The sequence below is a fragment of the Nocardia asiatica NBRC 100129 genome (genome assembly GCF_000308415.1).
Lineage (GTDB): Bacteria > Actinomycetota > Actinomycetes > Mycobacteriales > Mycobacteriaceae > Nocardia > Nocardia asiatica.
Genome location: NZ_BAFS01000418.1, coordinates 1 through 14,213, shown reverse-complemented (window position 1 = coordinate 14,213; position 14,213 = coordinate 1). Strand labels below are relative to the sequence as shown.

The 14,213-nt window shown below is 67.9% G+C and carries 4 protein-coding genes; 2 read left to right on the top strand and 2 right to left on the bottom strand.

Annotated features, from left to right (window positions below; all coding sequences use genetic code 11):
* Positions 1-6,666: polyketide synthase (locus ON27_RS31280; protein WP_157227478.1), on the bottom strand; the 6,666-nt coding region annotated here is incomplete at its 3' end.
* 140 nt (positions 6,667-6,806) lie between these two features.
* Here ON27_RS31280 and ON27_RS31275 point away from each other — a divergent pair.
* Entirely contained in the window at positions 6,807-8,354 is a 1,548-nt protein-coding gene (locus ON27_RS31275) for an NsdA family TPR-like regulatory protein (protein ID WP_157227476.1), read from the top strand.
* A 35-nt stretch (positions 8,355-8,389) separates the two neighbouring features.
* On the top strand, positions 8,390-8,683 hold the full coding sequence (locus ON27_RS31270) for an MTH1187 family thiamine-binding protein (RefSeq protein WP_043735824.1): 294 nt from the start codon (positions 8,390-8,392) through the stop codon (positions 8,681-8,683).
* Between the two features lie 230 nt (positions 8,684-8,913).
* On the opposite strand, the gene ON27_RS40215 is transcribed toward ON27_RS31270, so the two are convergent.
* Positions 8,914-14,213: helicase-like domain-containing protein (locus ON27_RS40215; RefSeq protein WP_245560380.1), on the bottom strand; the 5,300-nt coding region annotated here is incomplete at its 5' end.

Below are 14,213 nucleotides of genomic sequence, written 5' to 3'. Positions count from 1 at the left end.
ATGCCATGTGGTTTCCAGCAGCATCCGATGCCGGGGGTCCATCCGGGCGGCTTCGGCCGGTGAGATCCCGAAGAACGCGGCGTCGAAGCTGTCGATGCCGTCGAGGGTGGCCGCGCAGCGGACGTTCATCTTGCCCGGCGCGGCCGGGGATGGGTCGTAGTAGGCCTCGATGTCCCAGCGGTCGGCCGGAATCGGGGCGAGCACGTCGGTGCCGGTGCACAACTGCTCCCAGAACGCGGGGACGGTGTCGGCGCCAGGAAACCGCAATGCCATCCCGATCACCGCGACCCGGTCGCCGATATCGCTGTCCACCAACGAATCCGGCTCCGGGCCGGTGACGGAGGCCTTCGACAGGGGGATGGTGGCCGGGGTTGATGCAGGCCCGGCTGCTGCCAGCAGGCCGGTCAGATGCGCGGCCAGGGCGGCGACGTCGGGATGGTCGAAGACCACCGTCGCCGGCAGCGCGACACCGTAGTGGTGCTGCAATTTCGAGCGCAAGTCCAGCGCGCTCAATGAGTCGATCCCGAGGGCGGTGAAGCCGCGGCGCCGATCGACCTCGGCCGGGCTGATGCCCAGCAATTCAGCAACCAGGACGGTAATCGTCTGCGCCACATCGTGGTCCGGTGCCGACTGTGTCGCTGCGGTCACCGGCGGCGGCCCGGCGGCCGGGGTTGCGATGTGGGTGAGTGCGGCCAGGACGGGGGTCGGGTAGGTGCGGGTGGCGGCGAAGCGGTCCCAGTCCACGGCCGCGATCGCCACATGTGGTCCGGCCCAGGGCAAGGCGGTCAGCGCGGCGGCCGCGGCGGCGGGGTCGATCAAGTGTTCGCCTTCGGCCTGTATGCGGTCGCGCAGGTGGGCGTCGAGCCGGCCGGTCATCCCTTGCCCTGCCCAGCTGCCCCAGCTCACCGCGAGGGCGGGCAGGCCTTGGTCGTGGCGGTGGCGGGCCAGATCGCACAGGGCGCCGTTGGCGGCGGCGTAGCTGGCTTGGCCCGGGTAGCCGATGGTCGCGGCCAGCGAGGAGAACAGCACGAAGAACTCCAGCGGCAGCTCGCGGGTCAGTTCGTGCAGCAGCCACGCCCCGCCGACCTTGCCCGCGAGCACCGCCTCGATCCGCTGCCGGTTCTGGTGCAGCAGGATCGCGTCGTCGAGAACTCCGGCGCAGTGCACGATCCCGCGCAACCCACCCCCGACGCGGTCGATGAGACCGGCGAGCAGGCTCGCGTCGGCGACGTCACCGCGCTCCACCTCGATGTCGGTGCCAGTGGCTGCCAGCGTCTCCCACACCGCACCGTCGGCGGGGTGACCGCTGCGGGAGAGCAGCACGATCCGGGCGGGGCGGCGGCGGGCGATCAGCAACGCGACGTGCAGGCCGAGCGCGCCGGTGCCGCCGGTGATCAGGTAGGTGCCCTCCGCCCGGATCGGGACCGCGTCGACGAGCCCGGTATCGACGTCGGTGCGGGTGGGGGTGGCCAGGCGGGCGCGATGGAGGCGGCCTGAGCGGACTGTCCAGGCTTCACCGGCTCCGCGCCGGTGCAGGCACGAGATCAGCGCGTTCAGCTCGGCCGGGGTCGGTGCCGGGGGCGCGGTGACCGCGGCGCAGGTGAGTTCGGGGTGTTCGGCGGTGATGGTGCGTGCCAGGGCGGCCAGGGCGAAGGTGCGCACATCGCCGTCGGCGGACAGCAGCCACAGCCCGGTCACTGGCAGCGTGCCGGTCAGCGCCACGATGCTGCGCGCGGTGTCGATGACCCTCAGCAGGGCATCGGTGGGATTGTCGTTCCCGGTGCAGGCGCTGTCGGCGAGGATGACCTGTACCCGGGTTCCGGGTGTGGACAGGCGGCCGAGCTCGCTGGCCAGCTCCCTGGCCGCGGGCAGGCGCCCGGCGCCGGTGCGCAGCTGCGCGCACCCGCGTCCCTGGGCGCGCAGACCGTCGATGAGCCGGGAGGCAAGGTCCCCGGGAGGGCCGATGACGACGACGGTGCCGACGCTGCCCGTCTCGTTGATGTCGGATACGTGTTCCCAGGTCAGGTCGAGGAATTGTGGGGAGTTCACGGTGTCGGTCTCCGATGGCGAGGTGCGTGCGTCGGTGTTCGGGCTGCTGGGGGAGGCTGGGCGGTCGATCCAGTGCCGGGTGCGTTGGAAGGGGTAGGCAGGCACGGCGACCCGGTGGCCGGTGCGCGGGCGCAGGGCGGCCCAATGCAGGTCGGTGCCGGCGGTGTAGAGGCGGGCCAGCGCACCGTAGGCGGCGAGGGGGTCGCGGGGGCTCATGCTCGACAGCCATCGGCGGCCTTCACCCGGCAGGACGCGGCGGCCCAGGGCGGTGAGCGCGGGGGTGGCGCCGATTTCGAGGAATGCGGCAGCCCCGGCGCAGTCCGCGGTCGTGATCGCGTCGGCGAAACGGACCGGGGTGTCCAGGTGATCGACCCAGTAGTCCGCCCCGAAATCGGATCCCCGGGCCGCCGCGCCGGTGCTCGCGGCGATCAGGTCGACGCGGGCGCTGTGGTAGGTCAGCGATTCGGCGACGCGCCGCAGCCCGGCCGCGGCGGGTGCCATCAGCGGGGAGTGCAATGCGCGCGAGACTGCCAGGGTCCTGGTCGCGATGCCGCGGCGGCCGCATTCGGCGATGAGCTGATCGATTGCGGGTGGGGCGCCGGAGACGACGACGGCTTCGGGGCCGTTGATCGCGGCGACCGCCACGGTGTCCGCCCACGGCGCCACCAGCGCTTCGACGGTGGCGGTGTCGGCGGCGACCTGCACCATCTTTCCCGGCGGGGTGAGGGTTTCGACCAGGTCGGCGCGGGCGGTCACCAGGCGCAGCGCGTCCGGCACGGACAACACACCGGCCAGGGTGGCGGCGAGGTATTCCCCGAGGCTGTGCCCGATTAGCATGTCCGGGTGCACACCCCAGGAACGCCACAGCGCGGCCGTGGCGTAGCCGACGGCGAAGATCGCCGGATGCGCCGAGGTCGGGTCCGATAGCTCCGAGGCCGGGTCAGGCCCGTAGAGCAGATCGGTGAGCGATCCCCAGCCCTGAGATTCGACGATGCTCGCGCACTCGCCGAAGGCCTCCCGGAAAACCGGTTCGGCCTCGTAGAGGGCGCGCCCCATCTGCGGGTACTGCGAGCCGTATCCGGTGCACAGCCACACCAGCGGCCCTGGCCCCGCGTCGGCGGCGGCGTCGAGGCCGGGGCTGGTGGTGAGCAGCCGGTCCAGCTGGACACGGGCCGCATCGGCGTCGGTGGCGGTGATCGCGGCACGGCACCGGCGGTGGCGGCGAGTGGAGGCGGTGTAGCAGATATCGGTGAACTGGTCCGGTGCCTCGTGCAGCAGACTGCGGTAGCCCGAGAGCAGTTCGCGCAGCGCGGTGGGACTGTGCGCCGAGATCGGCAGCAGCTGCACGGGCCGCTCCGGCACCGGCGGCCGGGTTTGGGGTGTATCGGGGGCCTGCTCGAGGACCAGATGGCAGTTAGTGCCGCCCATGCCGATCGAACTCACTCCGGCCCGCCGGGGACGGTGCTCGTCGCCGGGCCAATCACACAGCGCGGTGTTGACGTAGAACGGGCTGGCAGGCAGGTCCGCGGCCGGGTTGGGGGTGCGGAAACCCACGGTGGGCGGGATCTGCCGGTGGTGCAGGCTCAGCGCGGTCTTGATCAGCCCGATCACCCCGGCGGCTTCGTCGAGGTGACCGATGTTGGATTTCACCGACCCGATCGCGCACCATCGACCGGCCCGGTCGGTGCTGGACCGGAATGCGCGGGTCAGGGCGGCGATTTCGATCGGGTCACCTAATCGTGTTGCGGTGCCATGTGTTTCGACGTAGGAGATGCCGTCGGCGGTGATACCTGCGGCACGGTGAGCGGCGGTGATGGCCTCAGCTTGGGCGTCAAGGCTGGGGCCGGTGTAGGCGGGTTTGTCGGCGCCGTCGTTGGTGACTGCGGATCCGGACACGACCGCATAGATCCGGTCACCGTCGGCCAGCGCCCTGGTCAGGGTCTTGAGCACGACCACGCCCAGCCCGTTGCCGAACACGGTGCCGTCGGCGGCGGCGTCGAACGGGCGGCAGTGGCCGTCGCTCGAGACCATCAGCCCGTCGCGCCATCGGTAGCCGGTGGCCTGCGGGGTGATGATGGAGACCCCGCCGGCCAGTGCGGCGTCGCATTCTCCGGCCAGCAGTGCTTGGCGGGCGAGGTGCACCGCGACCAGTGAGGTCGCGCAGGTGGCCTGGACGTTGATGCTGGGACCGCGCAGCCCGAGCAGATGCGAGGTGCGCATCGGCAGGTGGTCTCCGGCGTTGCCTTGCTCGATGCGCAGGTCGACGGCTCGGTCGAAGTTGCGGTGGCTCAAGAACACCGCTGGTCCGACCGCCGGGAGGACGTTGTTGACCAGGTAGGTGCTCATCGCGGACCCGGCGAACACCGCGACCCGATCGGTTGTCAGCCCGGCGTCCTCAATTGCCTCAACGGCTGTTTCGAAGAACAGCCGTTGCTGGGGGTCCATCACGGCCGCCTCGGCTGGGCTGATGCCGAAGAACTCCGCGTCGAAGTTCTCGATGCCCTCGAGCTGGGCGGCGACCGAGACGAAGTACGGGTCGCTGGTCTGGTCTGTGGGCAGCGCTGCCAGTTCGGCGCTGGTCAGCGGCGCGATCGATTCGACACCACGACACAGGTTCGACCAGAACTGGCCGAGGGAGTCGGCGCCGGGCACCCGGGTGGCCATCCCGACAAGGGCGACCGCGTCACCGGCGGTCGGCGGCGCTGGCGACGCCGGTCGGTCGTCACCGGCCTGGGACAGGTGCCGCGAGACCGCGTTGATGGTCGGTTCCCGGAACAGCAGATTGGCCGGCATGCTCCGGCCGAATGCGGCCTCGAGGCGCTGGTGGGCGTGCACGAGCATCAGCGAATCGGCACCGAGGTCGGTGAACGGGGTGTCGGGGTCGACCTCGCTCACCTCGAGCAGGTCACACCAGATCCGGGTCACCGCGGCCGCTGTCGCGGTGAGCGGCCGCGCGCCGGAGTCCTCGGCCGTGGTGGTCAGCGCCGGGAGAGCTTTGCGGTCGAGTTTGCCGCTGGGCGTCAGCGGCAGTGCGGCCACGACGTGCACCACCGCGGGGACCAAGTGGTCGGGCATGGTGGCGGCGGCGTGCTGGCGCAGCTGTCGGCCCAGATCGGCGGGTTGGACGCCGGAGGTGGGCACGACGTAGGCGAGCAGGCGGGCGTTGCCGTGGGCTCCCTGCGCGGCGACGACGGCGCATTCGGCCACCGCGGGGTGCTCGGCCAGGGCGGCTTCGATCTCGCCAGGCTCGATGCGGAATCCGCGGATCTTGAGCTGGTTGTCGGCGCGGCCGATGCACTCGATGACCCCATCGCCGCTGTCGCGGCCGAGATCGCCCATCCGGTACAGCCGTGACCCCGCCGGACCGAACGGGTTGGCGACGAAGCGCTGCGCGGTCAACCCCGGGCGGCCGTGGTATCCCTGCGCGAGACTGTCACCCTCGCAGTAGATTTCACCGACCTGACCGGGTTCGACCGGGGTGAGCGTGTCGTCGAGGATGTGCAGGGCCATGTTGTCGACGCTGGCGCGGCCCACCGGCGCCACCGCGGGCCACGTGGCCGGGTCACCGGCGAGGGTGTGGGTGGCGACGTCGATGCACTCGGTGGACCCGTAGTGGTTGTGGATCACGGTCCCGCTGCGGCGCGCGAACTCCCGGATCGCCGGGGTGATCCTCAAGATCTCCCCGCCGACGATCAGCTCCACCAGGTCGGTCGGTACCTGCGCGGCGGTAGTCGCGGCCTGGGCGACCTGCTGCAAGGCGACAAACGGCATGTACCACTTCTGGATCCGCCGGGCCCGGGCGAACTCGAGCAGCGCCATCGGGTTGGTTCGGGTGTCCTCGTCGACCACGACCAGCGTCGCGCCGGTGACCAGCCCGGCGAAGATCTCGTGGAAGGCCACGTCGAAGCCGATCGGCGAGTACAGCAGCACCCGGGTTCCGGGTTCGGACAACCAGGTGCGGCGATGCCAGGCGAGCAGGTTCGCGATCGCGGCGTGGCTGACCGTGGTTCCTTTCGGCCGGCCTGTGGAGCCGGAGGTGTAGATCATGTACACCGGCGCCTGCACACTCACGCTCGTGCCCACCACGACAGCCGTCGGGCAGGGCCTGATTAGGGCACCATCGGAGGTGATCGGCAGCGACCGGACTTGTCGCAGTGCCGATTCCAGGTCGCCGCCGATGTGGCCCGGGTTGGTGACTACGATCCCGGCGCCGGAATCGGTCAGCATGAACGCCACCCGATCCGCGGGGTAAGCCGGGTCCAGGGGGACCACGACACACCCTGCTTTCACTACCGCGACCACCGCGACGACCTGTGCAATCGACCGTCCGACGCAAACCCCGATCATGTCCCCGACCTGCGCACCGGCAGCAACGAGATGCTGGGCGAGCCGATCTGCGCGTTCATCGAGCTCCCGGTAGATGATCACCGCCTGGCCGTCTTCCACCGCGGGCACATCACCGTGCTCACCGACCGCTGCCGCCAGCAGTTCGGCAACCGGGCGACGGTCGTAGGGGACCAGCGACCGTGGTCGCAGTGGCCGTGCCGGGGCGAAGGGCGGTGCCTGCGTACGCGCTGCGGCGCGTACCGCCGAGACCCGTTCTGTAGGGATGGTCATCGAACGCCTTCCTGTCGAAAGCCGGGAACACAGCTCGCGCCCACAGCTGGCCGATAGTCAGGACGCTCGACCCCCGTGCGTTTCGTCCGGACGGCGGATCGACAGCATGGGCGGAGCGGGCCACATCATCCAGTTGAGCTGTGCAACTGCAGGTTTCGAGACTGGCAGGCCATCGGGTCCACCCACCACAGCAGTTCACCCAGCAGATTCACAATCACCGGAGCTGCTGGGGAATCTGCTGGGTCGGTCGGCCCGAGCCACGCAATGCGGCTAATTCGGCGAAACCCGAATCTGCTGCGTGGACAAACCGGCACGATGGACTAACAGTTGTGAGGCTCGAGCAGCCGTCTTGGCGACGGCGCGGGAGGTGGGTGATCGTGGCCCGGCTGAGTAAGAATCATCTGCTGTACCAGCACATCCGGGACGCAGGATGGGTCTACGAGGAGGTCGCCGACAAGATCAACGATCTCGTCGAGCGAGCAACCGGTTGCCGCGGGCTCTACACCGGGGACTCGGTCTTGCGGCTGCTGAACGGGTCGGTGTCCTGGCCGCATCTTCGCTACCGTGAGGCATTGTGTCGGCTGTTCGACGCGACACCCAGTCAGCTCGGACTGGCGAACAAGCGGGCCGCTCGGGTCCGGGTCAAGGAGGTCGATGTGGATCGGCAGGAGTTCCTTCGCGGACTGGCGGCCGTCCCCGCATTCGCAGCGCTGCCCGCGCGGCAGCCAACGTTCCGGTCGACCAACTGCAGCGCGCCGCGGTGTGTCGGCAGTGAGCACGCCCGGCAGGTCAACGCCTGGGCGGAGGTGTTCCGCCAGGCCGACGACGCCGGAAACGGTGCGTTCGAGGGCATGACCGTGCAGCTTGCACGTGCCCGCCAATACCTCCAGGCGACGATGACCCCGCCGGTTGAGCGTGAACTCAAAGCTGCGGTGGCCACCCTGCATCGTGTCGTGGGCTGGGCCCGATACGACCGCGGCGACCATGAGGGCGCCCAGGACGACTGGAAGGAGGGTTGGAACCTCCTTGGCGACGCTGGTCCCCGGTGGCTGAGGGCAGCATTATTGACCTGTATGGCCCGCCAGGCGATCTATCTGGGGCAGTTCGACTACGCCCTGGACAAACTCGGCATTGCCGCGATTCGGGCGGACAAGCTGTCGCTGCTGCGCCGCGCTGACATTGCTGCGGTGAAAGCCCGGGCGTTCGGTGCCCAAGGCAACCACCGCGAGTGTCTTCGCGCGGTCTTCGAAGCCGAGTCGCTGTTCAGCGAAGCCCGCGACGAAGACCACCCCGACCTGGCACACGAAGGATTCGCGACCTATTACAGCGAAAAGTTGCTCGCCTCCGACCTCGCGCACGGACTGTTCACCCTGTCCTTTCAACGGGGCGTCGAACTCCGCCCGACCGTGACCCGGCTCGAAGCCGCGCGCAGTCTGTCCGACGCGCATGCACGATCCCGTCTGCGTAGCACCGCCCAACTGGCCGCCCTGCATCTGCGCCATGGCGAAGCCGAACACGGCGTACACCTTGCTCACGAGGTACTCGCTGACGCGCGAGGCACCACCTCGGCACGAGTGGTCCGAGACATACGCCGCATACACCGGCTCACCACAGAAACCCGGATTAAGACCAGCGGCCCTGTCGCCGAACTCCGCGATAAGACCTCCGCGCTGCTGGATAGTCTCTGATCTGCACCGGCGACCCCCAGCAGGAGGAAACAACTGTGCTCGTAGCATTCTCGATCACCCCAGTCGGTGTCGGCGAAGACGTCGGCGCTCACGTCGCGGCCGCGATCCGGGTAATTCGTGCCAGTGGGCTACCGAACCGGACAGCAGCGAGCTTCACTGAGATAGAAGGCGACTGGGACGACGTCATGGCCGTCATCAAAGCCGCCAGCGACGCCGTAATGCAGACCGCCGGACGCGCCAGCATCATCATCAAAGCCGATCTGCGCCCCGGACATACCGACACTCTCAACACCAAGATCGAATCTGTCGAACGACATCTCTCCGAGTAGCCGGCATGCTGCGCGAAGTTCGCCGCAGCCGCAGTCCTGAAATCCGCAGTCGCGTCGCTGTGCCTACTCCCCCGGTGTGGCAGCTCATGGTCCCTTGAAACGCATGCCTCCGAGCGGAAAGACAACGCCAGTGCCGGTCCCAGCGTGCTTGCGCAGGGCGCGTCGGTCCACAGTCTCTATTGGGCCAGATTCCGGTGGGTGTGAGCGGTGGCTGATTGTCGCAGCGACGGCTAAGGTCCTGGAACGGTCGCGTCCGTCATGAGATCTGCGCGCGGTGGTGTCGGGTCTGTGTCGGCCGCAAGGTCCGCAGGCGCCGTCGCCAGATGCTGGGTGGGGTCGCAGTGACCCACGGCGGCGGCTGCGAGACCAGCGGCTGCCATGTCATTGACTACGGTTGCCGCCTCGTGACCCGCGTCCAGATCCTGCTGCGCTGGATCAGAAACTTCGGCAGTGGCCAGGCCGCGGCGGGTGAGCGCCCACACGATGTCGGCCAGCCCGGATGTTTCGTCGACGACCTCGCCGTCGAGGACGGCGTCGAGGACGCGCTGTTTGTTCTGCAGCATGTCCCACATGAATCCGTCAACGGTGCCCGGTGCGACGGTGACCTGGTAGCTGACGGGCCGGGTTTGGCCGATGCGGTGCAGGCGTTTGGCCATCTGGTTGAGTTCACCTGGCGTCCACGGCAGTTCGGCTTGAATGCCGGTGCGGGCCGCGGTGAGCGTGTGCCCGCACCCGCCCGCACCGATGGATACGGTGATGGCAGGCGCCTGGGTCACCGGCGCGGTTTGGAACGCCTGTTTGTCGCGTTCCTTCTCCTCGACGGATTGTCCACCCTGGATTTTCAGCCCGCCGAACCGGCGCGCCAATCCGCCGACCACTTTCTGATGGTGGGCGGCGATCATCACCTTCTCCCCTGCTTCGATCTGTTGGTCTGCCCAGTCGATGATGGCGGGCATCTTCGCGCGGCCGACGATCTCGCGCAGGGTGTTCAATCGCACCAGGTGTTCGGCGGCTTCGGCGCGCATCGCCGCTTCGACTGCGGCGCTGCGGGGGTCTTCCTTGAGTTCGGCGGCGAGCTGCGCGGCGCGGTTGGCGAGGAAGTTGATGACGTCTGCCTCGGCGGTCGCGTACTCGTCCATCACCGCGGGGTCGAGTTGCTCGGGGGTCAGCGTCAACGGTGTCATTTCGAATGGTGGCAGGTCGAGGACGTCGTCGGTGCGTCGCAGGTATCCGCCCCATGCTCGTAGCCGCTGGTGGAGCTCCTCGAGGTTGGATGCTCCGTTGTAGTCCAGGCCGTATCGGTCGTTGTCCTCGCCGGGCCTGAGGGAGCGGCGGCTCGGTTGGCAGTAGCGGCGCAGGAAGTGCCAGTACTCGCCGAATAGTTGTTGTGGTGTCGCTGGTTCTCCGGGTGGGGCGAGGAGCCCGAGAATGATCAGCTGTTGGGCCAGTTCGCGGGGCCGGTTGACCACTGGCGTGCCGGTCAGGTCGAGCACCAGTCCGTCGCGGGCCGCGACGTCGGCGCCGAGCGCCGCCAGCGCACGGGAGCGTGCTGCTGTGGGTTCTTTGGCCAGGTGGCCTTCGTCGAAGATCACGGCCCGAGGCGCGAGGTTGGAGATGAGGCGGTCGACCCACAGGAATTCGTCGCGTTTCTTCTGTCCTTCCGGCGCGGGCGGGCGGGAGGACAGTGCGGTGTATCCGATGATGACGATGTCGGTGCCGGCCGGGATGTCGGTCGGGGTCATGCCTTGGGCGAGGTACACCTTGCGGTCCGGGAGCGCGCGTTTGATCTCGCTGTACCAGTTGACGGTGAGGTCGGGCTTGCACACGACCACTGTGGGGAACGCGCCGTCGACGGCGACGGTCGCCAGTGAGGTCAGTGTCTTGCCCAGTCCCATGTGGTCGGCGGTAATGGCGCGGCGATTGCGATGCAGATAGGCCACACCGGCGTGCTGGTGCGGCATCAACGCCATGTCTGTTGACAGGCCAGGCACGGTCACTGCGGTGGCGTCGGCGGCAACAGACCCGGTGAGGTTCTCTGCCTGAGCTCGGGCGTGCGCGGTGAGGGTGATTCGTACCTCGTCGGATATCCGTAGGTTGTGGCGGGCGTAGATTTCCAGTTGCTGTCCGGGTTCGACGTGGACGCCGATGCTGGTTTCGGTGCCGTCAGCGCCGAATCTGGTGCTTCCGAGCAGTGGGGCCAGGTCAGCGCGCACCCGTTCACGCAGTTCCAGCGGGCAGGCGATCATGACACGGCCCTCGTGCATCAGCACCTGGTCGCCGGTGTCATGGACGAGGATGCGGGTCGCGAGGGCGTTCCGCGCGTCGGGGTCCAGCTTGAGCCGATACTTGGCCAGGAGTTCACGCACTGCGTGCGGGTCGACATCGAGGTCGAGCCGCAGGACATGCGCGTGCAAGCCGGAGTTCCACGTGCGGCCCCCGTTGAGCGTCCACAGCGCGTCGTTGAGCTCTGTCGAGTAGTCGGCGCGGATGATCAAGTTGTCGTTGGCGAGGGTGACTGCCACCGGTGTGTACCGGTCTGGGTCGGCGGCCACCTTGTGTCCCAGGAGCCTCAGGTCGTCCTCGACCGGGATTCGGTAGGTGTCGGCCAAGGCGATGACCTGCGGCAGTGATGACAACGGGAACTGGTTGGTTTGGGTCGTGTAGTCGAATTCCCGACCGGGGATCGCGCGGGCCGCGGCAACGAGGTTCTCGTTGTAGCGTGCGAATCCGAGCAGCACCGTCTCGTCGATGATCTGGACGTAGGAGCCGTTGACGGCGCGTTCGCGGGCGCGGTGTTCTTGGCCTTCTTCGCGGACGGTGCTGCGGGCGGCCCAGTACTCGTCGCGGCTGACCTCGATCGGTTCTGTGAGGAGGTCGGCGGGGGTGATTCCCCCGAGCTGCCGGTGGTAGCTGGCAAGCATTCCGACGGCGGTGACCGCGTGGTAGGTGTCCCAGCTGTGGATGTCGAGTTTGGCCAGGTAGTGACCGATCGCGACGTCGGCGGCGCTGAATCCGACGTCGTCGCGTTCGACTGCTCCGTCGCAGACGCCGGCGAGCGTCTGCAGTGCCCAAAGCAGTCCACCCCAGGGGTGTTCAGCCGCCACCGGCGCCGTAGTGGTCTGTGTAACCGGTGCGCCGTCGGTTGCCTCCGCATCGTCGCTTTCCGCGGTGGCGGTGGGCTGAGTCGCTACTTCTGCTGAGGTGGGTGCGTCGGCGACGCTGGCCGCCGCCGCGGCGGCGGGTTCGGGTTCTGCTGTCGGCTTCGCGGCCGGGGGTTCCGATGCCTGCTCGGTATGGGGGGCAGGGAGATCTGCGTTGTTCGGGTCGTCGAGGTTCGCGGTGTCGTCGAGGGCTTTGCGGGCCCGGGCTTGGATTTCGTGTTCGTCGGAGATGGCCTCGCGTAGTCGGGCGATATGGGCACGTAGGGACTCGAGTTCTTCGCGTGTTTCGTCGGAGACCTTGTCCTCCCCGACGGCCTCGACTTGGTCGGCGAGGTCTGCTTCCCGTTCGTTGGCCACGACGAGTTTGCCGAGCAGCCCCTCTTCGGTTTCCTTCGACCGCGCCAGCGGCCGGTAGGGGTTGTGTTCGCGGGCAACGAGGCGGCTGGCGAGTTCGGCCTTGTTCGCGGAAACACGCGCGATGGATGCATCGAGCGCGATCGTGTCGTCGTCGAGGTTGTTCAGCAGCCGCTCCAACGCCTGCACCATGTAGCGGCCATGGGGGATCGTTTTGCGTAGTTCCCATTCCGGGCGGCGATCGGCGCTGTCGCGGCGGCTGGGATCGGCCCACCCGAAGTCCAGCCACAGGTACCGGCCGCTGAGCCCGACCTCGGCGCGGTACGGCAGACCGCCGAGCACACCCAGCTCGAGCGTGTCCTCCGGTTTGGCGGTGGCCTTGAACTGCTTGAGCCGCGCGACCAGGGCCTCACCTGCATCAGCACGTTTGTCGTAGGTGACACCGTCCACGGTCATCACGAACTTGTCGCCCTTGGTGGCGACACGTTTGCCCCGTGCTTCGTGCATCAGCGCGCTGGCGGGTACCGCGGCGGCGAGGAAGGTTTCGAAGTAGGCCAGGTCGGCTTCGCGGCGATCCTGGTCGTTGTCCCAGTTGCGGGCCAAGCCCTGCAGGCGGGCCCGCTCGGCGGTGGCCTCGGCCAGTTGCATGATGGCCGGGTCTCCGGACGCCAGCGCGGTGAGGATCGCGAAGTTCACTGCCTCCTCGCCGATGTCGTCCATCTCGCGCACATCGAAGCCGCGTTTCTGCAGTTGATCGATGAAGCGCGCTTTTCTGGCGAGGGTGTTGAGCCGGAATTCATCGAACGTGCGCTCGGTGACGTAGTACAGGATCCGGACCTCGTCCAGTGTCCCGGGAATTTCGGGCCGGTTGAGGTTTCCTTGGCGTTCGATGCGGCCTTCGCGTTGGGCGATGTCGGCCGGTCGCCACGGATAAGACAGGTGATGCAGGGCGACAGCGCGGTCTTGAATGTTGGCGCCGGTGCCCATTTTCTTTGTGGAGCCGATCAGGACCGAGACGTGGCCGGCGCGGCAGTCGGCGAACAGCGCCTCCTTCTTCGCGTCGGTGGTGGCCTCGTGGATGAAGCGGATCCGCTCAGAGGGGACGCCGCGCGCGGTGAGCTGCTCCCGGATGTCGTCGTAGAGGTCGTAGGCGTGTTTGGCGCCGGAGTCTGGTGTGCCTTCGTCGAGGAACACCAGCTGCAACCCACCCTTGTCGGGTTGGGGGGTGAGGTCTTCCTCCGAGGCCGGGTAGACGATGTCTTTGTTCTGGTCATAGATTTCGGCGACCTTGTCGACCAGGTACGGAATTTTGCTGCCATCGGCGATTCGGCCGCCGACCAGCCGCATATCCAGGCTGGCTCGCAGGCCTTCGCCGAGCGCTTTGAGCACTCCCCCGGCGTCCCTAATCCACTTCTGTTTGGGAAGTTCTTTGATGAATCGCCGTTGAGCCTCGCTGGCGGGGATGAGGATCTTCTCCCCGCGTTGCCCGTCTTCGCCCTGTAAGACCGGCGGGGTGGGCAGGTTGAGGTCATCGGCGGTTTGGACGTCAGCGAAAGTCCAGTACGCGGCCATCAGCTCGGGAACGTTGAAGAACCGCGCCAGCCGCGATTTCATCTTGTAGCCCTCGCCTTTGGGGTCTGGCTCGAGGCTTGAGACGACTTCACCGAAGATGCCGACCCAGTTGTCGAAGACGTCGATGCCCATCTGTTCGAGCAGCTCTGGTGCCAGGTAGCGCATCATCACGTACGCTTCGGTGACGCTGTTGGCGATCGGGGTCGCGGTGGCGAAGGTGGCGTATCGGCCGGTGACGCTGGTGCTGCGCAGATAGTCGATCAGCATGTGCATCTTGGTGGCCTTGTCCGAGCCGTCGATGCCTGCCCCTGGGATCCCCGAGATCGTGCGCAGGTTCTTGAACTCGTGGGCTTCGTCGAGGAACAGATAGTCGACGCCGGTGTCCTCCAGGCACACTCCTGGGTCGGTGGTCTTATCGAGTTGTTCCTTCAGCCGCGCTTCCG